We start from the raw sequence: 22,119 nt of genomic DNA, 5'->3' as shown, positions 1-22,119 counted from the left end.
ATTTAGTTCGGATTCCCTAGAATTTCAGTCTGAGCATGAAGCCGAGCGTGAACGGAAGATCGCTCGAAGGAATCGGCGGAATCAGGATGATGTTCGCGCCCACGCGCTTGTATTCGAGCATGATGAGCGGCGCGGCCACCGGTCCGACCGTATGGTTGTGCCCGATACCATAACTGCCATAGTCGTAGCCGGATATGAGGCCGGCCATCACGGCGAGCCTGATGTAGTTCCAGTGAAGAAAGTCCGGGCCCCAGACGCCGCCGCCATAGAACGACGGCTTCGACAGCGAGTTGCGAAAGTATCCGCCCGTCACCGCCCATTGCGGCGCGACCCAGCATTCCGCGCCGATGCCGGGATTGAACTGCTCGAAGTCCTTGTCCGGGTGAAAGTGATGCGATGCGACCATCGCATCGAGCCAGAGACCGTCGCCACACCAGCTCGCGTGCGCGGCAGGCGCCCAGGCCAACGCGGCGATGGCGGCAACGGTCAACAGGTGCGCGCGGAAGGTTCGGAAACGGGACAGCCATGTGCGCATGGGTTCTCCGCCATCGCGCGTCTACGATGGCGCCTTTTTTTGAGATGGAGGTCGAGGCGAACTCTACCTGATCGCGCGATTTTCGTGTGTGCTGACGAAAAGCGCGTGACGGCTTGCGCAGGTTTTTGCAATCTCGGCGAAACTTGTCGAAGTTTTTCTTGTACTCGAGGCAAAGCCCGATGAACGTCTATAAGCGTCTCGTTCCTTTTCTGGCGACGGTTGCATTGACGGCGTGCACGCCGCTACAAGTCGTCACGCATCATGTGTCGTCGAGCGAATCGAGCGTGCCGCCGGGGCGTTATCAACTCGATCCGCATCACTGGAACGTGAGCTTCGACGTCGATCATTTCCGTTACTCGCGTTTCGTCATCCGATTCGACAAGACGACTGCGCAACTGGATTGGAATGCGGACGGAATGTCCGGAAGCTCGGTGCGAGCGACCATCGATGCGTCGAGCGTCAATACCAACGTGCCGCTGCTCGATCGCATGGTGAAAGGGCCCGACATGTTCGATGTCGAGCGTTATCCGAGCATCGTGTTCGTCAGCACGGCTTTTCAGCGCACGGGCGACGACAAAGGCGTACTGACCGGCGACCTGACGATACGCGGCACGACGAAGCCGGTCACGCTGAACGTGACTTTCAACGGGCACGCGGTCAATCCGCTAACGAAGCAGGAAACGTTGGGCTTTTCCGCCGACGGACATTTCAGCCGCGCGCAGTTCGGATTGACGACGTGGTATCCAGCCGTCGGCGACGATGTGCACGTCGCCATTCAGGCCGAGTTTTCGAAAGCGCCGGCTGATTCGGCTCAATGACGTGCGGCGTTCAGGCCGCGGTCCAGTCGAGTACGACCTTGCCGCTGTTTCCGGACAGCATGGTGTCGAACGCCTGCTGATAGTCGTCGACGGGAAAAGTGTGCGTGAGGATCGGCGATAGATCGAGGCCGCTTTGCAGCATCGCGACCATCTTGTACCAGGTCTCGAACATCTCCCGTCCGTAGATCCCCTTGATTTCGAGACCCTTGAAGATCACCTGATTCCAGTCGATCGCGGTCTGCGCGGGCGGAATGCCGAGTAGCGCGACCTTGCCGCCGTGATTCATCGATTCAAGCATCGCCGTGAACGCGCTCGGCACGCCGGACATTTCGAGACCTACGTCGAAGCCCTCGGTCATTCCGAGTTCGCTCATCACGTCGCGCAGGTCTTCGTTCGCCACGTTGACCGCGCGCGTCGCGCCCATCTTGCGGGCGAGTTCGAGGCGATAGTCGTTGACGTCGGTGATGACGACATTGCGTGCGCCGACATGCCGCGCGATTGCGGCGGCCATCACGCCGATCGGCCCTGCGCCGGTGATCAGCACATCCTCGCCGACGAGATTGAACGAAAGGGCCGTGTGCGTTGCGTTGCCGAACGGATCGAAGATAGCGGCGAGGTCGTCGGAAATATCGGGCGGAATCTTGAACGCGTTGAACGCCGGAATCACGAGGAATTCCGCAAAGGCGCCTTCGCGGTCCACGCCGACGCCGACCGTGTTGCGGCACAGATGACGACGGCCCGCGCGACAGTTTCGGCAGAAGCCGCACGTAATATGGCCTTCACCGGACACGCGATCGCCGATTGCGAACCCGCGCACTTCCTGACCCATCTCGACGATCTCGCCGACGTATTCGTGCCCGACATGCATCGGCACGGGAATCGTCTTCTGTGCCCAGTCGTCCCATTTCCAGATGTGAATGTCGGTGCCGCAAATCGCTGTCTTGCGGATACGGATGAGAACGTCGTTGTGGCCAACTTCAGGCCGCTTTACGCGCGTCAAGGTAAGGCCGGGTGCACGTTCGAGTTTGGCGAGGGCTTTCATTGCGTTGATCCTGACGTTTGGTCTTCGTGGTGCTGCTTCGACGGTCGCGGGCTCGTGGTCCGGTCCCTGGGTTTATGCGCATAAAGTCGGCGGCGCTGCTCAGCGGATCACGCCAAGCGACCGGCCGACGCGCGCAAATGCATCGACTGCGCGATCGATCTGTTCGGGTGTGTGCGCCGCGCTCATCTGCGTGCGGATGCGTGCGCGTCCCTTGGGCACGACGGGGTAGGAGAAGCCGATCACATAGACGCCTTCTTCGAGCAATGCATCCGCCATTTTCGAAGCGAGTTGCGCGTCGCCGAGCATGACCGGAATGATCGGATGTTCGCCGGGGACGAGATCGAAGCCTAGCGAGGACATTGCGCGGCGGAAGTGCGCGCCGTTTTCGCGGACACGCCTGCGCAGGGTCGCGCCTTCTTCGCTGTCGAGCAGTTCGAGCACCTTCAACGATGCCGCCGCGATACTCGGCGCCAAAGTGTTCGAAAACAGATACGGCCGACTGCGCTGACGCAGCAAATCGATCACTTCTTTATGCGCGGCGACATAACCGCCCGATGCGCCGCCGAGCGCCTTGCCGAGCGTCCCGGTGATGATGTCCACGCGATCCAGTACGCCACAGTGCTCCGGCGTTCCGCGTCCGTTTTCGCCGATGAAGCCCACGGCGTGCGAATCGTCGACCATCACGAGCGCGCCGTAACGGTCGGCGAGATCGCAGATGCCGGAAAGATTCGCGATGATGCCGTCCATCGAGAAGACGCCATCAGTCGCGATCAGTTTGAAGCGCGCGCCGGCGGCGTCGGCTTCCTGCAGGCGCGCTTCGAGATCGGCGAGATCATTGTTCTTGTAGCGCAGACGCCGCGCCTTCGAAAGCCGCACGCCGTCGATGATGCTGGCGTGATTCAGCTCGTCGCTGATGATCGCGTCTTCCTCGGTCAACAGCGTCTCGAAGAGGCCGCCGTTCGCGTCGAAGCAGCTCGAATAGAGAATTGAGTCGTCGGTGTCGAGAAACCGGGCGATGGACTGCTCGAGTTCCTTGTGTACGGTCTGCGTGCCGCAAATAAACCGCACGGACGCCATGCCGAAGCCGTCGGCGTCGAGACCGGCCTTTGCGGCTTCGACGAGCCGGCGATCGTCCGCAAGACCGAGATAATTGTTCGCGCAGAAGTTCAGCATACCGCTTCCGTTCGCGAGCCGGATAGCCGATGACTGCGGGCTCGCGATGACGCGCTCCGTTTTGTAGAAGCCCGCAGCGCGCATTTCGTCGAGCGTCGAACGCAGATGGGAGAGATACCGGTCTTTCATCGCAATCCTTGTTTTGGGCTGATCGTGGTGTTCGGCCGCGCGGCGCCGCAAGCGGCCTATAGCCCTGTTATAGTGCATTCATCGCATCGGACATGTTCGATATTTCGAACGCATTTCCTATATGCCGAACACTTTAAGGGATTGATCGATTCATGGCAAGCACGGGTTCGGAAGGCAAAACGGGCGATCTGGCGGGAGCAGGCGCAACGCCGCCGCGCGTCGGCGAGATCATTCAACGCCTGCGCAGTGAACGCAAACTGACGCTGGACGATCTATCGCGGGCGGCAGGTGTATCGAAGTCGATGCTTTCGGAAATCGAACGCGACAAGGCGAATCCGACGATCGCGGTCGCGTGGCGATTGACCAACGCGCTTGGCATCAGCCTGGATCAATTGTTCGCGCAACAACGGCCCGTTGAAGCCATCCGGGTCGCAGGGCCGCATGAAATACCGACGCTGACCGGCGATAACGGTGGCTATCAACTGCGGGTGTGGGGACCGATAGAACTCGCCGGCAAGTTCGAATGGTACGAACTCACGCTGCAATCGGGCGCGGCGCTCACATCGAATGCGCACGAACCGGGAACGCGCGAGCATCTCACGGTGCTGAATGGTTCGATCGAAGTGGATGCATCGGGTGCGACGCGGCGGCTCAAGGCGGGAGAAACGGCACGTTACGCAGCGGACGAAGCGCACGCGATCCGCAACGTGGGCCGCGCCGACGCCAAGGCGTTGCTGGTGGTGATTCACGGATGACGTAGGAGCGCGAGCGCAACTTTATGCGCACAAAGTCTGGCCACCTCAAATGAAAAGCGGGACGCACGTCGAGTGCGTCCCGCTTTAAGCAGCGCCGCCGTCGCGGCACTCGACGCCTGGCTTACGGCTTCTTCACTGCGTCCTTCAGATCTTCGCGCGCATCGCCCACGCCCTTCTGGACCTTGCCCGCAGCCTGTTGCAGATCGCCCTTGGCTTCCTGAGCCTTGTCGCCGGTCACTTTCCCGACGCCCTCGTTGATCTTGCCCTTCACCTGCTTGCCGACGCCTTCGACTTGATCCTTGTTCATCTCAGTTCTCCCGTGGTTTGCAGCGCTGTTGGCCGCGCAGTGCCGTCGAACGTACGCAGTAGTGCCTGCGCGTTCCGCTCAGGGGATTTCCTAAGCATGGTTCTACGATGCGCTTCGTTGGCCGGCACGCATAGCAGCGGATGTCTGAAACGCACGTAGGCGGAATCGCACATACACCAGGGTCGAGTAGCGCGACGCTAGTTTCATTGCAACAAGTACTGTATGTTTATACAGTACAATAAGACCAGTTGGCGAAGGGGGTGAATCATGGAGTCGAATGGCGAGAATCTCAGCAGGAGGCAGTTTGCCCGCGCTGTGCGTGATCTGGAGCAGATCACGCGGCAGATAGCGGGGCGTTACATCGACAAAGGCGTGCCGTTGACCTGGCGCTTGTTGCACGCAATCGAGGCCGAGGCAGTGGCGGACCTCGGATTTGCCGGACGGCACGAAGCCGCATTGCGCGAACTGTTCGCGCGTCCCGACGACTTCCATTTCCCCGAAACCGACGACGTAGTCGACGTCGCATCGTCCGATGCCTTGCCCGCCGTTTTCGGCTTCGCCGTGGACGCCTACGAGCGCGCGGCCCGACAGCGACAACCGCAGGCCGTCATCGCCGCGCACTGACGCGCACCCGCCCGGCACGCGGCGAGAACCGCGTGCCTTGGTTCATCTCTTCCGGCATCGAATAGCTTCAGGGCGCAAAGTCCGCCGACATATCCGCATCGGAACGCGCTTCGAGCCTGCCATCCCGACACGCGGCGCGAAACACCTCGTAATCCTTCTCCACCTGATCCGCGTACGCGCGGCCGTACCGCACGAGCACGTCCGCCATACGGTCGCCGTTGCCGAGATAGCCGGAAATGTCCGACGCGCGTCCACCCGATTTTGCGTGCGCCCGGGCAAGCGCCCAGCCGCAGAGTGCGGCGTATTCGCGAAAGGCATCGTCGCTGAAGGTGTCGAGTTCGGGGGAAATCTTCATGTCGCGCAACTGACGGATGTACAGCGTACGTCCAAGAGGCCCCGTCGCCCAGCCGAGAAACGGATCCGTGGCCGCCTGCATCAGTCGTTGCCCGTGCACGACGCGCTGACCGTCGTGGCCGGAATCGTCGGCGTCTCTCGCATGGTTCGCGTATCTCGCGACAACCGATGTCGATGCTTCCTTCATCTGCAGGAAAAGAGGTTTGTCGTGGTGATCGGTGAGCAATAAAACGAGGCAACGCGTGCCGACACTGCCCACGCCCACCACCTTGAACGCGACGTCCTGCAGCGTGAATTGCGATAGCAGCCTCGCGCGTTCCGGCGTCAGCGTGGCCACATACTTCAGAATGAGCGCCCCGAAAATCTCCTGTGGGCTGCCTTTCAGCGTCATCCAGCCATCGTTCTTGTCGATCAGCGTGCTCTTGCCGCGAATGTGGAACACGGCAGGCGGCGCATCGCGGATACGCCACGCGTCACCGGTTCGCTCGGCGAGTTTCGGCAGCATCGTTTCGTGCGTACGGCGCGAAGCCCGTTCGATGCCGCGCTTGATGCGCCGCCGCGCATCTTCGTTCTGCACGGCGTCGTACATGCGATCGAACGTGATGCGCTCGTACCAGAGATCAAGCACGCTCATTTCCGCGTATTCGCGCAGATGCGTCTGATAGCTGCGCGCGGCGAGAAACGCGAACTCGTCGGCGGCGAGATCGCCGTGGCCGAGATGGCGGCCGGCGATCGTGAAGCTCGCGACGAGTCGTTTCAAATCCCACTCCCAGGGGCCGAGCGCGGTTTCGTCGAAGTCATTGAGATCGAAGATGAGCGCGCGCTCCGGCGTCGCGAAGCCGCCGAAGTTGGACAAATGACAGTCGCCGCAAATCTGTATCGCGATGCCGCTGTCAGGCGTGGTGGCCAGATCATGCGCCTGCAGAATGGCGCTCCCGCGATAGAAAGTGAACGGCGAAACGAGCATTCGGCCGTAGCGCAAGGGAATCAGCGCATCGACGCGACCTTCGCTGCTCATCCGCAATAGTTCGATGGGATCGCGATCGACATCGCCAATCGCATCGTGCGCGCCGCGCGGCGTGCGCTCGCGCGCGGCGCGTCCCAACGCGCGGCGTTCCTGCCAGGATTGCCGGGCCATCGCTCACTCCTTTTTGCTCTTGTGCTTGCGGGTCGAAGAAAGCCGTATGGACGACAGTAGAGGACAAAACGCATCCGCGGCAAGACAGTGATTGACACTTCGGCGAACACCTCCGCTTGACGTTCGGCGCTCGAAGCCCGACCCTGTGCGCAGTGCAACACAGCGCGCACTGCGCCTTCTGACACCATGCCGAACACTTCCGATCTCTTCGACCAACAGCGCGCCGACTGGCAGGCCGATCCGCACGCCGCATTCGATGCATGGCTCGCCCAACAGTCGTTCCGGGCATCGTCGGCCGATGTGTATCGCGCGCAGTGGGGCAACTTTCTCGAATGGCTGGCCGCGAAGCGCGCGACGCTGCATACGGTGCAACGTCCCGTCATCGAGCAGTTCGTCGCGCAACTGGACATTCGACGTCCACAGCGGATGCGCTACCTAAGGCTGATCGAACGCGTGCTGGATCACGTGCGGGAAGTGGAATCGGCGGCAACGAACCCGGCGCGATTCATCGCCCAGGACGGCGACGCGGCCTGGCGCAAGGCGCGCGACAACGAGCCGACCGGATTTCTTACACACGACGAGCGCGCGCTGCTCATCGCGCATCTGTTTTCGCCGATGGGCGCGTTGCCAGGCGCGCAGCGCTGGCGCGAGCGTCGCGACCGGGCGCTGGTCGCCGTATTTCTGGGCGGAGGCGTGAAAACAGGCGAGGCGGCGCAGTTGACCGTCGACTGCTACGCGGCGGGCGCGCCGTACATCACCGTCGATGCGGCGAATCCGCTGCTGATCCGGCAAGCGCGGCTTGCGCCGTTCGCCATCGAATTGCTCGACAACTGGATCAGCGAGCGCAAAACGGCGGATCTCGCGGGCGAGTTGCTGTTCCCGGCGGCGCCGTCGGGGCGCTCCATGCACAAGGCGACGATGCTGCGCGCGATCGACGCAGTCGTGGCCGCGTCCGGCATCGCTGCGTCACGCGTCGCGCGGGCGAGTCCGCAGACGTTGCGCAACACCTACGCCGCGGAACATTTCGAAGACGGAACGGACCCCGATCGCGTCGGCCAATGGCTCGGATTTCAGCAGACGATCTCCGTTCAGCGCCTGCTTCGCGCGTGGCAGGAATGGATGGGTGAGCAAATACGGGAGCGGGATATCGCTCAGGCGCGCGCCAGCGGCACGCCGGACGCGGGTTCGCACGGGCCCGCCGCGGATCCCGAAAACTCTCACCTTTGATCCGTTGCGCCGACACGCGCTGATCGGAGGAAGCCGTCGATGGCAGCGAGCTTGGATGACGCCGCGCCGGACGTCCGCTCGCAGTTTGGGCAGGAAAGTTCGTATTCGTCTTCGTGTCGCTGGAGTTCCGGTTCGCCGGCCTCGCATGCGGGACACGCGGTCGGCGCAACGATGTGCCCGTCCATTTGCGTTCCAAGCGTGGCGATTTCGGCGGCGCTCAGGCGGCCCTCGGCCGCCAGCGACGCGATCAACGCACCGACTTCCGCACTGGCCCCAGACTGGACGCGCTGCGCATCGCGCTCGAGAACAAGTGCATCGATTTCGTCGGACTGTGCCCGCACCTGAGATTCGAGTCGATCGGCGCGACTTCTCGCGGCGCTAAGTTGTTGAATAAAATCGAATTCCTTCTGGCTCGCCTCGCGGGCGCCTGCCTGATAGGTCGCTGCCATGCCACGCAAAGCGTCGAGCTCGACCAACATCGGATGAACGCGTCGCTCGGCTTCCTTGATCGCGTCCTTGATCTGGTGGGCGTAGTGCTCCGTATTGTGGCGCAGGTCGTTCTGCAGTTCGTCGATTCGATCGCGAAGCCGCGCAGCAGACTCCTGCTCGTTCTGCAGGCGTTCCGACAAGGTCTCATTTTCCTTTTCGCAACGCGCGATGATTTCGCGTAAGCCCGCCTGAGCGTCCGATCCCTGATTGCGCAGCGCCTTCAGGTCGGCTTCCAGCGCGGCAACCTGCGCGGCGCTTGCTTCGGCTCGCGCCTCGGCACGCTGATGGGCCTGCTCGATCGCTTCGCGGCGCACGTTGGCATCTCGAACCTGCGCCTGGGCCGCTTGCACGGCGGCGTCGAGACGGGCTTTGTCGTCGTCGAGAGCGGAAAGTGCAAGTTTCTGGGCCTCGTCGTAGAGCGCCGCCAGCAGCTCACCCGCGCGTTGCTGCAACGACTCTGGCATCGCGCCGGCATCGATGCGCACGCGCAGCGCCGAGCGCAGGCTGTCCCAGAAAGCTTCGATATCTTTAGGGATGTCGCTCGCGCTACCCGTTTGAGTGAGTTCGCGGACCGTCATCACCGACGGACGGATGCCGAGGTCGAAAAAAAGTCGCTTGCACGCGTGTTGAGAAAGATCCTGGCGGCGGGCGCCTGCGGTTCGCATCGCTTCGATTTCTTGACGCAGACTGTCGCGAGTGTATTGATTCATGGCGGAAAAAGAGGCAGTTCAACGTGACGATCATAACGTTTTACGTGTCGAACGTGATCGATTTCGTTGACTGAGGTGCAGCCGCGCTTCAGACTGACGACTTTCTGCGTTCAGATGGATTCGGCCTACATGCCACGGGGCCTATCGTGAAACATCCTGAGCTTATCTCTGCAAGCATATGATTTTCCGACGATTTTAGCTCGTATATCGCTTTCTGTCGTTGTTTCACGCGATTTCGGTTTGGTTGCTCTATTCGCGGCGACTCAGTAACGCTTGAGAGTATTAGAAGTAAACACCCTTGAACCCTTGTTAACCCAGTTAACGCCAAGGCAAAGCCTTATGGGATAAGGCTTTGCCGGTGATCAGGTGAGATTGTACGGGAACTATGGTGAAGCTCTTCGGGAGGGATCGGTGACGGACTTCGGGATTCTCGGTGAGTAGTCGCGGGAAGGATCGTGAGCGGATTCAGGGAAGCGCGTAAACCCGCAGGTGAGCGGATACGGGAGAAAACTTCCATGGCAGCATTGATGTTCGGTATCTCTCTCGCGATGAATCGATGTGGCAAGGTGAGGATTCTCGGGAGCATGCGAAAGACAGTGTTCGCCCATCAGATTGGGTCTTTTTTACCGATCGGTGATCGTTTGCGGGGAACAAGCGGGGATGAAGGTGAGTATTTTCGGGCGCCTACGTGACTTTGGCCCGAAATCTCTGCGCATTGTGGCTCCAAGGTGAGAGTTTGCGGGAGTGAAAAGCCGGACTATGGGCCGGGCTGACCTTCAGGACTGCACGTCGAAGCCAAGATTCGTCGATGTTTGTCACTAAGGTGAGCGTTTTCAGGAGCTGACGGAAGGTTCTTTCGTGGTTTCCTTATGAAGGTGCCGCAGTTCGACGGTGAGGAGATGCGGGAAGAGTTTTGGAGACGACGGGTCAGAAGCGATAACCTCTACGACGTTTCGATGCTAAAAATCACTTGAAATCAATGATATAGCTGAACGTCAGCGTACATGCTTCGAGATAAGGTGAGCAAATTCGGGAGAAGCGAACATTGGTGCGGCGTGTGACGACGCTTCGAATGGTGAGAGTTTGCGGGAGTGTGCCTGCTCCTAATTACGTGAATAAAGCGAGATAAGTGCCTGGATTGGTGTGTCTTTTTCAGAGGCCACGCGCAAAGGTGAGCGTTTTCAGGAGCGGCGGCGCTTTCCTTCAGGTGACGCGGTACAGTATTGAAACCCGTCAAGGTGAGGTTTTTCGGGACCTATTTCGTTGGGACGTGCCTTGGATCAAGGCCCGAAATGCCGCACGGGACTGAACGGAGTTGTGCAAAGGTGAGGATTTCCGGGACTTTCCTCCGTTTCCAACCAAAAGTGAGTGCTCGCGTCGCAAGATGTGCACCGCGAGGTCACAATTTTGGGCGAAAGCGCAGTCGGCGGCAGCGCTGTCGCCAGCGCACCACAGTCGGCAATACGCAAAACATTTTTCAGGTGAGGGCTTTCGGGACCTTGATTTGACCGTTCCGAAAACGCACCGGGATCGCCGCAATTCGTTTACCCGCGTGGAATCTGCAGATATGAGAATAATCCGATTGGTGAGCGGTGAGGGTTTACGGGAGCGCACCGCAGTGAGTCGAATCGCTCGGTCCACCATCACCCCGCAAAGGTGAAGACTCCCCTATAGACGTCGTTCACCCCGGTCGGTATCCTTGCTCGCAATATCGATTCTGACCATTTCATGGCCACCAAGCGCGCAAAGAAAACCGACGTAGTCAGCCCGAGTTCGGCGGAATTGCGCAAGGCGGTCGAGGCCATTGCGATTCAACCGAAGAGCGGCAAAATTACGCTGCTCACGAGAAAGCTCTTCAACGTGCTTCTCGCGGTCGCTCAGCAAGCCGACGACGCCGGCGACACGTATCGCGCGCTGCTATCCGATATCGTCGCGAACTCTGCGTTCGATTCGAACGATACTGCACTCGTCAAAGAGCATTTGCGTCGCATGGTGTCAGTGCAGGTCGAGTGGAGTACTGGCACGTCGAGCCAGAAGCCCGGTCGGAAATGGGGAATTTCTACGCTGATCGCCGACGCCGAAATTCTCGAGGATCCAACGACACGCCGCGTGTGGGTCGAATTCTCGTTCGCGCCCAAGATCAAGAAGAAACTGCTGGACCCCGTCCAATACGCGCGGCTGAGCCTGCAATTTCAAAGCCAGTTGCGTAGCAGCGCTGGCCTCGCGCTCTACGAGATCTGCGTTCGCTATCTGACCAATCCCAGTCATCTGACGATGCGCGAAACGTGGGAGTGGTGGCGTCCGATTCTTTCCGGCACCCCTGACACCGAAGCCGGCGACGAGGCCAAGCGCGAGTACAAATACTTCAAGCGCGATTATCTGCGCCCCGCGATCGCCGAAGTGAATGCGGTGACGAACATCTTCGTCGAGCTGGTTGAACATCGTGAAGGACGGCGAGTCGCTGAAATTCAGTTCCGAGTGACCGAACGCAAGCAGCCGATGCTCGCGCTCGACGAACATCCGAATGTTTTCGACAGCACGCTCGTGGATCGGATGGTGAAGATCGGCATTCCGCTGAAGGATGCGCAGACGCTCTACGCGGACAGCGAGGAAAACCGTATCCGCGCCGCCTTGCAGATGACGGAGCAGCGGATGCGCAGCACGACCTTGCCGCCGGTTCGCAGCGCGGCCGCACTTTTCAAGGACGCGCTTAAGAAGGGCTACGCGCCGCCGGTCGAGGCGCTGCCTTCGGCAACGAGCGGAACGGCGACGCGCGCGCCGGCGACCGTCTCCGGCGCCGACGATCTCAAAGCCCGATTATTGAGCGAATTTTCGGCTTATCGTCGCAAGGAAGCGCGCGTGCTGTACGACGAGCAAGGTGAGGAAGAACGGGAGATCGCGCGCCAGTCGTTCGAGGAAGATGTGCTGCCGGGCCTGGGCACGCACATGCGCGACGATTGGCGCAAGCGCGGACTGGATTCGAAGCTCGCCGAGACGTCCTTTTTCGACTGGCTGGCCCGAAGGACATGGGGTGAGCCGACGGATGGCGACTTGCTGGCATTTACGCTGAGTCAGTCGCGCTGATCTCGTCGCATGAGGGCTGCTGCCGCCGGAGCGGTCAGAGGACGGACCCCGAAATCAGAAAAGGCCGCTAGAGAATCATCTCGGCGGCCATCGTTACATCACTTCTCGGCGTCGACCGGTTGAAGCATGAGTTCGATCTGATGCAGGAGCGCGTCCCGCTTCTCCCGCGACAAACCCCGCAAGCGCAGTTCGAGACGATCTTCACCGTATGACTTCAGATCGCCGACCGCAATGCCATCCAGCTTGATCTCGAGACGTTGCGCATAGCGTTGGCGGCTCGGCGTCTTCGGTGTTTCCTGAGCGCTCGCGCGACCCTTGACGATGTCGGCGACCTGACGCGTACTCAGGTCGTCCGAGGTGATCTTGTTGATAAGCCGCAGCGTGGCGTCGCTGCCGCGGGCCGTGTGATAGCGGGCGATCTGATAGGCCATGTTCGAGCCGAATCGATCTGGTCGCGCGACCATCTCGTGCATGACGTTTTCCGGAAGCTTCGCGATGGACAACGCTACGGCGATCGTGGATTCGTCAAGGCCCAGGTGATCGGCCAGTTCGCGCTGGCTCTGGAAGTGCTGTTCGTCGAGGAAGCGCCGCCAGACTACCGCGTTGTCGAACACGGTCTGCGAGTCGCGCTGGACGTTCAGGTCATAACCCAGCTTGTAGCTCTGAATGCCGATCGGCAGATCGACGACCACCGCCTTGACCGTATCCTTATTCGCCTCTTTCAGCGCTCGCACGCGCCGGCCGCCATCGCTGACGAAAAACGTTCCCGGACTTTCATAGTCGGGGATGACGTGAATCGCCTGCTGCTGTCCCTGCTTTGCGAGGTTGACGGCCAGTTCCGCAATGGAAGTCTTGAGATAAAAATGGCGCGGGTTGAACGGGCTGGGCTTGATCGACTTGAGCGGCAACTCGATCACTTGGCCGCTCGTATAACGGTTGGCGCGCCTCCAGGTCCGATATTCGTCGGATTCCGGCCCAGAGTTGACGTCGGCGGGATCTTCAGCGACGAAGGCGCTCGATCGACCATTCGCCGCAGCCTGCCCTGCGTGCTGAATGTCGACGATGCCATCGATCGCATTGAGACGATCAAGCGCCGTGCGCTTCTCGCTGCTTGTCGAATCGGGGCGAGCCTTGAAGCCCTTCGCAAACTGGGATGGTTTCATACAGGGTCCTTTATGCGCATAAAGTCAGGCGAGCATGCCGAGGATTTCATCCGCCACGGCGCGGATTTCCGCCGCCGCTAGGCGCGACCCGCGATCGCTCATTTGAAGGACGGTCACTCCGAGCGCCATCGCCTGCTTGTAGCACTCGCGTGTGGGGATCTGGGTTTTGAGCAATGGGAAGCCGAGCTCTTCGAGCGCGACTTTGAGTTCGCGTGTGAGCATGCGCTTCTCTTCCGTCTTGTTGAGAAGGAAGACAGCGCGTAGGTCTTCGTTCATGACCTGTGCTTGTTGTACGAGCTTGACGAGACCGACGCTCGACCAGTAGTCCGCCGGCGACGAAGAAGTCGGAATCACCGCGACGCTCGCCGCCAGCAGCACGACACCGGACACCTTCTCGGTAATCGACGGTGGGCAATCCACTACGACGATGTCGTAGTCGTTGACGAACTTCTTGATCTCGCGGTGGATCTGCCCTCCCGCTTCAGACAGATTGACCACCGGAAACGGGATGCCGCTCGACCCATCCGATGCGGCGCTCGACCAATGTATCAAGGTGTTCTGACCATCCGCGTCGACCACCAGCACACGCTTCTTCTTTTCGTGAAAGGCCGCACCGAGGTGCATCGCAATCGTGCTTTTGCCGACACCGCCCTTCTGCTGCGTGATCGCTATGATTTCCGCCGCCACGTTTTGCTCCGAATTTTGAAGTTCGTTGAATTCTACATTGGCGTAGTTATTTTTCCAGTGATAAACGCAACAAATGAACTTCGTTAGCCATTCGGCCGAGGTTTATGCGCATAAAGTCGTCGCAGCCGTGTCGACGGCGACGGAGCCTCGAAGGATCAACCGGGAATTCCCCTCCGTGCCCGCCAGACTTTATGCGCATAAAGTCGCCCCCCAGGAACCCAATCTCAGCCATCACCCCCAAAACAAAATCGCCTATCCTAAGCGCTGACCCAACTGCCGCTCGCGCCGGAGCCGTCATGACCGTTCGCAACCTGGATATCCTGTTCGCGCCGAAATCGATCGCTATCGTGGGGGCCTCGTCGCGCGTGGGCAGCATCGGCGAGATGGTATGGACGCGGACTCAGTGCGCGGGATTCAAAGGCGCTCTTTGGCCGGTCAATCCGAAGCATGACTCGCTGGGTGGCGAAGTCGTGTACGCGGACATCGATGCGCTGCCCGAAGCGCCGAGCGTCGCCGTACTCTGCACACGCCCGCGCACGTGGCCGGACCTGGTCGAGCGTCTGGGCCGGCGTGGAACGAAAGCGGTGGTGATCGTCGGCGAAGCGACGCAGCGAGGAAGGGCGTCATCATCGCCGGACAAGCAGCAATCGTTCGCCGCCGAAGCGGATGAATGGACCGTTCGTACGCTGGCGGCCGCGCGTCCTTTCCTCGTGCGCATCATCGGGCCTGCCAGTCTCGGTGTGGTGACGCCCGCGATCGGCGCATGTCTCGGCGCGCCCGCATGCAGCGTCAAATCTGGCGGCGTCGCGTGGGTATCCGGATCGAACGCGCTGACGAATGGCGTGCTGGGCTGGGCGCGCGCGCGCGGGCTCGGATTCTCGCGCATCGTCGCGCTCGGTGATGAAGCCGATGTCGATTCCGGCGACATCCTCGACTTCCTCGCGAGCGATGCATCGACGCGCGCAATCCTGCTCGCCATAGAAACCGTCCGCTCGGCGCGCAAGTTCATGTCTGCCGCGCGCGCCGCGGCGCGAAACAAGCCTGTGCTCGTGCTTCGCACCGGTCGCGACGATCCGTTCGATCGTCTCTACGGCGCGGCCTTCCGTCGTGCCGGACTCGTCCGTGTCGACTCACTCGACGACCTGCTCGACGAAATCGAAACGCTCGGCATCGGCCGCGTGGCGGCGAGCGATGTCGCGACCGTCATCACGAGCGACCGTGGCGTCGCGACGCTCGCGCAGGACGCGTTCAGCGCCTCGGGCGATGATCTCGCGCATTGGCCGACCGCCGCGCGCGATGCCGTTGCCGCCGCGCTGCCTCGCGCCCGTGCGGGCAACCCGCTTCTTCTCGGCGACGATGCCACACCCGCCGACTTCGGCGCCGCGCTCGAAGCGCTCGCATCGCACCGCGAAACCGGCACCGTGTTCGTCGTGCATGCGCCGACGCACAGCGCGCCCGTTGCGGACGTCGCGCGCATATTGATCGCCGAGCGGCGTCACGCTTATCGTGGATTGCTGGCGTGCTTTTTCGGCTGCGTCGATGCGGCCACACGCGACGAACTGCACGCGAACGGCATTCCGGTGCACACGACGCCGCATCGGCTTGCACGCGGTTTCGCGCGCCTCGTCGATTTCCGGCAAGGCCGCGAACTGTTGATGCAAACCCCCGACGGCCTCCCCGTCGACATTCCGGAAGAGATCGACGCCGCGCAATGCGAGATTCGAAGCGCACTCGAAAACGGCATCGCCGAATTGAATGGCGAACGTGCGGCGCGCGTGTTCGGTCGCTTCGGCATCACGGTTAAGCCGGGACCGCCTGACTCGCTCACGAGCGATGCCGTCGAAATTCAGACGCGGCTGCTCAATCATCGCGTGTTCGGTCCAGTGTTCGAATTCAGGGCCGAGGGCGCGCTCGGACTCGCGGACGCGCTTCACGAGTTCGCGTTACCGCCGCTCAACCCCGTGCTGGCGCGCGATCTCGTCATGCGCTCGCCGCGCTCGCGCGAGCTGCCCGCCGAGACGCTGCTCAACGCGCTGACCGCGCTATCGCAACTGGTTTGCTATGTCGAGGAAATCGTCGCGCTGCGGCTCACCCTGCGCGTCACGCGCGATTCGGTTGCGGTTCACGAGCCGCAACTCACGCTCGGCGCGCATCGCAAGCCGCTTGCGATCGTGCCGTATCCGCGCTGCCTCGAAGAGACGCTCGACTGGCGCGGCATGCGCGTCACCGTGCGGCCGATTCGCCCCGAAGACGAAGAAGCGCATGCGGCTTTCGTCGCCGCCAATACGGCCGAAGATTTGCGTCTGCGTTTCTTCGGCGCCGTCCGCAGCTTCGATCACTCGCAACTCGCGCGCATGACGCAGATCGACTACGACCGCGAGATGGCGTTGATCGTCACGCGGGCGAATGGCGAAGGCACGGGCGAGACGCTCGGCGTCGCGCGCGCGATCGCGGATCCCGACAACGAGACCGCCGAGTTCGCCGTCGCCGCACGCTCGGATATGAAGGGGAGGGGATTGGGATCGTTGCTGCTGTCGCGCATCATCGATTACGCGAAGAAGCGCGGCACGCGCTGGATGGTCGGGGAAGCCTTGCGCGAGAACGCCGGCATGATCGCGCTCGCACGCAATAGCGGCTTCGAGTTGACGAAGACGGAAGATCCGGGCGTCGTCGGTTTCAGGATGCGGCTGTGCGATGCACCAGCACAGCCGCGCGCGGATTAGGCGGCGAGCTTCGTCAGCGCTTCGTCGATCTGAGCGCGCGACAGCGAAAGCTCGTCGAGCAATGCTTCGGCGTACGTACTTCCCGTTTCCTTTTCGAGCCGCGCGATCGTCAAAGCGCAGCGCGACGTGTCCTTCAATGTCGCGATGAACGGCTTGACCGATTGACCCGACGTGAACGCGTCGAAGAGCGGTACGCGGATATCATCGGGCAGCGCGCGCGACGTCCACTGATAGGGCTTGCCGTTGTGCGTCAGTTGCGGTGGCAGCGTGCGCTCCTTCTTCGCGGCGGGAATCAGGCCGAAGGTGCGCGCCGCATCGCCGATCTGCTCGGCCGAGAAAAGCTCGTCGGGCGTGATGTCGAATTGCGCGATATACGTTTCGATCGCCTGCATCGCGGCCGCGCGATCGTCGCGCGTCTTCTGCGCACGCGCGACGATCTCGCGCAGCTCATCGGCTTCGTCGGACGAGATCGTGAAGTTCGCCTGCTTTTGCTGAAGTTCGGTGAATCGGAGGAATTCGGAATCGGAAAGGAGTTTCGCCATCGGGAGTGCGTCGAATTGAACACGCCTGCACGCTGAACGCAGCGCGCCGGCATTTTTGAGAGGGCCGCCATTCTAACGCGCGCCGCCCGCACCGTTCAGTCGTGCATCATCGAAAGCGATGCCGCGGCGTCTCTGAGCAATGCCGTTACGTCGTCGATCGACGGCGCCACGTATTCATCGATACGTCGCATATACGGGCAGGTGAGGGCGGCGATCGCCTGGCCCGACGGCCCGAGCAGCGGAAATGTCACGTCCGTCACGCCGAAGGTCTGCTGACTTTCCTTCTGCGAATAGCCGAGTTCGCAAATCCGCTGGTAATCGGCGTCGAGCACGGCGCGATCCAGCGCAAGCTCGCCTTTGACCTTGGTGTGCTCCGCGAGCATGTGCTCACGCTGCTCTTCGGTCTGGAACGCGAGCATCACGCGGCCCGAGCCGGTATCGATCAGGCCGACGCGCGAGCCGAGCCGCACCGAAATGCCCCACGTGCCGGGGCCATCCACCTGCGCGATGACGAGCAGATTGCCGCGATCGTAGACGGCGAGATGCACCGACTGTTCCGCCGCGTCGGCGAAACGCTGCATCACCGGCAACGCTTCGGCAATCAGCCGGTTCATCGGCGGATGACGATGCGCGAGCGCATAGAGCTTGAGGCTCAGCGAATAGCGATCGCCCTCGGGCGAGCGCACGACGTACTGTCGCGCGACGAGCCGCTCCAGCATCCGATACATCTCGCTCGCGTTGCGCCCGAGCATTTTCGTGATTTCCGCGCGCGTGAGTCCCGACTTCTGCTCCGAAAGCAATTCCAGGATATCGAGCCCCTTGTCGAGGGCGGGCGCGCGATAGCGGTCGGCGTCGTTGTCTTCCACGTCCATGGGCTGTCTGGGTCGGTTCATGAATTCGCGCGAGTTTAAGCCTTCTGTCAGTCGACGAAAACCGGCTAGGGAAATTACCGACCGGTTTCGCCGCGCGTCGTCCTTGACTTCGGTTTGTGCGTATATGAATAATACGTTCACTGATGAATAGATGCACCGGCAGTTTCCCGAAGCCCCACGTCGCAGTCACGAAGAACCGCACACATCAGGAGACAAACGCATGAGATTCACGAAGACACTCGCCGTCGCCATCGCCGCGATCGGCACCATCGGCTTGGCGCAGGCAGCCGAGAGCGGCAAAGTCGGCCTCGGCCTGCCGCTGCTGACATCGCCGTTCTGGCAGTCGTACAACAACTACCTGCCGAAATACGCGAAGGAGATGGGCCTCGACATCCTCGCGCCCGTCAATTCGAACGGCGACCCCGCGCAGCAGATCACCGACATGAACAGCCTGCTGAACCTCGGCGCGAAGGGCATCGTCGTCGGGCCGCTGGATTCGGCGGCGATCAGCCGGGCGCTCGATGCATCGTCGGCGAAGAGCGTGCCGGTCGTCGCGGTGGACGTCTCGCCCACGCAGGGCAAGGTGGCGATGGTCGTGCGCGCGGACAACCGCGCCTACGGCTCGAAGTCGTGCGAGTACATCGGCGAGCACGTGAAGTCGGGCAAGGTCGTGCAGATCATGGGCGATCTGGCGTCGGTGAACGGCCGCGACCGGTCCGAGGCGTTTCGCGAGTGCCTGAAGAAATATCCGTCGCTGAGCCTTCTGGAAATCCCGGCCGCATGGAAGGGCGACGCCGCCGCGACCGCGCTCGACAGCCTGCTGACGGCGAATCCCGATGTGAAGGCGATCTACATGCAGGCGGGCGGCGTCTATCTGTCGCCGACGCTCCAGACGCTGCGGCGCAAGCAACTGCTCGTCAAGGCGGGCGATCCGAAGCACATCGTGATCGTGAGCAATGACGGCATCCCGCAGGAATACGATGCGATCCGCCGCGGCGAGATCGACGCGACCATCTCGCAGCCCGCCGATCTGTACGCGAAGTACGGCCTCTTCTATATCAAGGCGGCGCTCGCCGGACAGACCTTCAAGCCCGGCCCGACGGATCACGGCAGCACGATCGTCCAGCGCGCGCCCGGCATTCTGGAAGACCAGTTGCCCGCGCCGCTTGTGACGAAAGCCAACGTCGACGACAAGTCCCTCTGGGGCAACAACATCAAATGAGCGCGCCCGTGGTGGAAGCGCTTGGGCTGACCAAGCGCTACGGTTCGACGGCGGCGCTGTCGGACGTCACGATGCGCGTTCTGCCCGGCGAGTCGCACGCGCTCGTCGGGCGCAACGGCGCGGGCAAGTCGACGCTCGTCTCGATGATCACCGGCTTGCGCCGTCCCGACGCCGGCGAGATCCGCTTCGGCGGCGAGCCCGCGCCGCCGCTCGCGGATCGCGATGGATGGCGCGAGCGCGTCGCGTGCGTTTATCAGCATTCGACGATCATCCGCGAATTGTCGGTCGCCGAAAACCTGTTCATCAACCGGCAGCATCAACGCGGCGGCGTGATCGACTGGCGCACGATGCGCCGCGATGCGCGCGCCTTGCTCGATCACTGGAAGATCGATGTGCGCGAGGACGCGCGCGCCGGCGATCTGACCGTCGAGGCGCGGCAGCTCGTCGAGATCGCGCGGGCGCTGTCGTATGGCGCGCGCTTCATCATCCTCGACGAGCCTACTGCACAGTTGGACGGCGACGAAATCAAGCGTCTCTTCAGGCGTATCGAAGAGTTGCAGACAGAAGGTGTCACTTTCCTGTTCATTTCCCATCACTTGCAGGAGGTGTACGAAATCTGTCAGGCGGTGACCGTTCTGCGCGATGCGCGGCATATCGTCAGCGCGCCGGTATCGGCGTTGCCGCGCGACAAGCTGATCGAAGCGATGACGGGCGAAAAAGGCGGTCTCGCCGTCACCGATGCCGCGACGCGTGCGCCTTTGCCCGCCGATGCATCGATCGCGCTTTCCGTGTCCGCGCTCTCGGGCAGCGACTACGACGACGTCAGCTTCGACGTGCGGCGCGGCGAAGTCATCGGCCTGACGGGCGCGACGACGAGCGGTCGCACGAGCGTCGCGGAAGCCATCGCCGGATTGAAGGCGCAACGCAGCGGCACGATCACCGTCGACGGCCGCACGCTCACGCCCGGCGACGTGCCCGGCGCCTTGGCGAGCGGCGTCGGTTGCGTACCGAAGGACCGGCATCGCGAAGGTCTGGTGCTTACGCAGTCCGTCGCGGAGAACGCGTCGATGACGATCGCGCGCACGCTCGGGCGCTTCGGCATCGCGTCGCCGGCGAAGAAGGACGCGTTCGGGCGCCGCATGATCGCGGCGCTCGGCATCAAGACGCAGGGGCCGGAGCATGTCGTGTCGGGCCTGTCGGGCGGCAATCAGCAAAAAGTGGTGATGGCGCGCGCGCTCGCGACCGATCCGAACGTGCTCGTGCTCATCGATCCGACAGCGGGCGTCGATGTGAAATCGAAGGAAGCGCTGCTCGGCGTCGTCGAACGGGTGCGCGAGGAAGGCAAGGCGGTGCTCGTCGTCTCCGGCGAACTCGACGATCTGCGCACCTGCGACCGCGTCCTCGTGATGTTCCGTGGCGCGATCGCCGCCGAATTCCCTGCCGGTTGGCAGGACCATGAACTCATCGCATCCGTCGAAGGAGTGAGTCTCCATGAAGCATGACGTTTCCAGTTCCGCGATGGCCGGCCTGCCGATGCAGCGCCAGCGTCCGCGCATCGAGCTCGCGCGCTTTCGCGATCTCGCGCTCTTGCCCGCACTCGCGCTGCTGCTCGCGATCGGCGCGTTCGTCAGCCCGAGCTTTCTGACGCAGGCGAATCTGATCAGCATTCTCGGCGCGTCGGCGGCGCTCGCGCTCGTCGTGCTCGCCGAATCGCTGATCGTGCTGACGGGCAAGTTCGATTTGTCGCTCGAATCGACGGTCGGCATCGCGCCCGCCGTCGGCGCGATGCTCGTGATGCCCGCGGCATCGGCGGGCTTCGGTCTCGAATGGCCGGCGGCCGCCGGTCTCGCGGCGATCGTGGTGGTCGGCGCGCTGATCGGTTTCGTCAACGGCTTTCTGGTCGTGCGGCTGCGCCTGAACGCGTTCATCGTCACGCTCGCAATGCTGATCGTGTTGCGCGGGATGCTCGTCGGCGCGACGAAGGGCGGCACGCTCTTCGACATGCCGCCGTCGTTCTTCACGCTCGCGACGACGCTCGTGCTCGGCCTGCCCGTCTCCGTGTGGCTCGCGGCGGCGGCGTTCGCGGCCGCCGCGTTCATGCTGCGCTACCACCGCCTCGGGCGCGCGCTCTACGCGATCGGCGGCAATCCGGAAGCGGCGCGCGCGGCGGGCATTCGCGTCGAGCGCATCACGTGGGGCGTGTTCGTTCTGGGCAGCGTGCTCGCGTCGATCGGCGGGCTGGTCGTCACGGGCTATGTCGGCGCGATCAACGCGAATCAGGGCAACGGCATGATCTTCACGGTGTTCGCCGCGGCGGTCATCGGCGGCATCTCGCTCGATGGCGGCAAGGGCACGATGCTCGGCGCACTGTCAGGCGTTTTGCTGCTGGGCGTCGTGCAAAACCTCCTGACACTTGCGCAAGTTCCTTCGTTCTGGATTCAGGCGATCTACGGCGCGATCATCCTCGGCTCGCTGATGGTCGCGCGAATCGCGGGCGGCGAAGCGCAAAACTGACGATATCGACG

19 protein-coding genes are annotated in these 22,119 nt (G+C 62.2%); 9 read left to right on the top strand and 10 right to left on the bottom strand.

What is annotated here, in order from left to right:
• Positions 1-16: 16 nt before the first annotated feature.
• Positions 17-535 carry a hypothetical protein gene (locus IAG25_RS14210; protein WP_187605413.1) on the bottom strand — a complete coding sequence of 173 codons (519 nt, stop codon included), beginning with the start codon at positions 533-535 and terminating at the stop codon, positions 17-19.
• Between the two features lie 179 nt (positions 536-714).
• Between IAG25_RS14210 and IAG25_RS14205 the strand changes: the two genes are divergently transcribed.
• Complete coding sequence (locus IAG25_RS14205; RefSeq protein ID WP_187605412.1) at positions 715-1,353, top strand: YceI family protein; 639 nt, start codon at positions 715-717, stop codon at positions 1,351-1,353.
• 10 nt (positions 1,354-1,363) lie between these two features.
• Here IAG25_RS14205 and tdh read toward each other — a convergent pair whose 3' ends face one another.
• Positions 1,364-2,395: an L-threonine 3-dehydrogenase gene (tdh, locus tag IAG25_RS14200; protein ID WP_035502771.1), complete on the bottom strand. Its 1,032-nt coding sequence runs from the start codon at positions 2,393-2,395 to the stop codon at positions 1,364-1,366.
• A 99-nt stretch (positions 2,396-2,494) separates the two neighbouring features.
• Complete coding sequence (locus IAG25_RS14195) at positions 2,495-3,697, bottom strand: glycine C-acetyltransferase (protein WP_187605411.1); 1,203 nt, start codon at positions 3,695-3,697, stop codon at positions 2,495-2,497.
• A gap of 152 nt (positions 3,698-3,849) precedes the next feature.
• On the opposite strand from IAG25_RS14195, the gene IAG25_RS14190 reads away from it, so the two are divergent.
• The gene (locus tag IAG25_RS14190; RefSeq protein WP_187605410.1) at positions 3,850-4,452 is read left to right on the top strand and encodes a helix-turn-helix domain-containing protein; all 603 of its coding nucleotides are present in this window, start codon (positions 3,850-3,852) and stop codon (positions 4,450-4,452) included.
• 121 nt (positions 4,453-4,573) lie between these two features.
• Here IAG25_RS14190 and IAG25_RS14185 read toward each other — a convergent pair whose 3' ends face one another.
• Positions 4,574-4,759 carry a CsbD family protein gene (locus tag IAG25_RS14185; RefSeq protein ID WP_035502761.1) on the bottom strand — a complete coding sequence of 62 codons (186 nt, stop codon included), beginning with the start codon at positions 4,757-4,759 and terminating at the stop codon, positions 4,574-4,576.
• 267 nt (positions 4,760-5,026) lie between these two features.
• Between IAG25_RS14185 and IAG25_RS14180 the strand changes: the two genes are divergently transcribed.
• Positions 5,027-5,383 carry a DUF2471 family protein gene (locus IAG25_RS14180; protein ID WP_035502759.1) on the top strand — a complete coding sequence of 119 codons (357 nt, stop codon included), beginning with the start codon at positions 5,027-5,029 and terminating at the stop codon, positions 5,381-5,383.
• Between the two features lie 67 nt (positions 5,384-5,450).
• Here IAG25_RS14180 and IAG25_RS14175 read toward each other — a convergent pair whose 3' ends face one another.
• A complete protein-coding gene (locus tag IAG25_RS14175; RefSeq protein ID WP_187605409.1) occupies positions 5,451-6,875 on the bottom strand; it encodes a DUF2252 domain-containing protein in 1,425 nt (474 codons plus the stop codon).
• 186 nt (positions 6,876-7,061) lie between these two features.
• Between IAG25_RS14175 and IAG25_RS14170 the strand changes: the two genes are divergently transcribed.
• Complete coding sequence (locus IAG25_RS14170; RefSeq protein WP_187605408.1) at positions 7,062-8,102, top strand: tyrosine-type recombinase/integrase; 1,041 nt, start codon at positions 7,062-7,064, stop codon at positions 8,100-8,102.
• Here the strand turns inward: IAG25_RS14170 and IAG25_RS14165 are convergent.
• A complete protein-coding gene (locus IAG25_RS14165; RefSeq protein WP_187605407.1) occupies positions 8,093-9,301 on the bottom strand; it encodes a DNA-binding protein in 1,209 nt (402 codons plus the stop codon). The two genes, IAG25_RS14170 and IAG25_RS14165, sit on opposite strands and share 10 nt — an antisense overlap.
• A gap of 1,728 nt (positions 9,302-11,029) precedes the next feature.
• Here IAG25_RS14165 and IAG25_RS14160 point away from each other — a divergent pair.
• A complete protein-coding gene (locus IAG25_RS14160; RefSeq protein WP_187605406.1) occupies positions 11,030-12,385 on the top strand; it encodes a replication initiation protein in 1,356 nt (451 codons plus the stop codon).
• 98 nt (positions 12,386-12,483) lie between these two features.
• On the opposite strand, the gene IAG25_RS14155 is transcribed toward IAG25_RS14160, so the two are convergent.
• Together IAG25_RS14155 and parA are read right to left on the bottom strand one after the other, a co-directional pair.
• Positions 12,484-13,548 (bottom strand): ParB/RepB/Spo0J family partition protein, encoded by a 1,065-nt coding sequence (locus IAG25_RS14155; RefSeq protein ID WP_187605405.1) that lies wholly within the window; start codon positions 13,546-13,548, stop codon positions 12,484-12,486.
• A 24-nt stretch (positions 13,549-13,572) separates the two neighbouring features.
• The gene (gene parA, locus IAG25_RS14150) at positions 13,573-14,235 is read right to left on the bottom strand and encodes a ParA family partition ATPase (protein ID WP_187605404.1); all 663 of its coding nucleotides are present in this window, start codon (positions 14,233-14,235) and stop codon (positions 13,573-13,575) included.
• A 296-nt stretch (positions 14,236-14,531) separates the two neighbouring features.
• Between parA and IAG25_RS14145 the strand changes: the two genes are divergently transcribed.
• Positions 14,532-16,958 (top strand): bifunctional acetate--CoA ligase family protein/GNAT family N-acetyltransferase, encoded by a 2,427-nt coding sequence (locus IAG25_RS14145; RefSeq protein ID WP_187605403.1) that lies wholly within the window; start codon positions 14,532-14,534, stop codon positions 16,956-16,958.
• On the opposite strand, the gene IAG25_RS14140 is transcribed toward IAG25_RS14145, so the two are convergent.
• Complete coding sequence (locus IAG25_RS14140) at positions 16,955-17,500, bottom strand: hypothetical protein (RefSeq protein WP_187605402.1); 546 nt, start codon at positions 17,498-17,500, stop codon at positions 16,955-16,957. The two genes, IAG25_RS14145 and IAG25_RS14140, sit on opposite strands and share 4 nt — an antisense overlap.
• 95 nt (positions 17,501-17,595) lie before the next feature.
• Positions 17,596-18,372 carry an IclR family transcriptional regulator gene (locus IAG25_RS14135; protein ID WP_187605623.1) on the bottom strand — a complete coding sequence of 259 codons (777 nt, stop codon included), beginning with the start codon at positions 18,370-18,372 and terminating at the stop codon, positions 17,596-17,598.
• A 220-nt stretch (positions 18,373-18,592) separates the two neighbouring features.
• Here IAG25_RS14135 and IAG25_RS14130 point away from each other — a divergent pair, with 220 nt between their 5' ends.
• From IAG25_RS14130 to IAG25_RS14120, 3 genes are read left to right on the top strand one after another with little or no spacing between them, the layout of a single operon-like run.
• On the top strand, positions 18,593-19,594 hold the full coding sequence (locus IAG25_RS14130; protein WP_187605401.1) for a sugar ABC transporter substrate-binding protein: 1,002 nt from the start codon (positions 18,593-18,595) through the stop codon (positions 19,592-19,594).
• Positions 19,591-21,096: a sugar ABC transporter ATP-binding protein gene (locus tag IAG25_RS14125; protein ID WP_187605400.1), complete on the top strand. Its 1,506-nt coding sequence runs from the start codon at positions 19,591-19,593 to the stop codon at positions 21,094-21,096. Before IAG25_RS14130 ends, IAG25_RS14125 begins: the two co-directional genes overlap by 4 nt.
• Positions 21,086-22,108, top strand: coding sequence for an ABC transporter permease (locus IAG25_RS14120; RefSeq protein WP_035502724.1), 1,023 nt, complete (start codon positions 21,086-21,088; stop codon positions 22,106-22,108). The genes IAG25_RS14125 and IAG25_RS14120 overlap by 11 nt, the downstream gene beginning before the upstream one ends.
• Positions 22,109-22,119: the final 11 nt, after the last annotated feature.

It is taken from the genome of Caballeronia sp. EK, from assembly GCF_014384845.1.
Taxonomy (GTDB): domain Bacteria; phylum Pseudomonadota; class Gammaproteobacteria; order Burkholderiales; family Burkholderiaceae; genus Caballeronia; species Caballeronia jiangsuensis.
The sequence above is the reverse complement of the archived record's forward strand: the minus strand, read 5'-3'. Positions and strand labels throughout refer to the sequence as shown.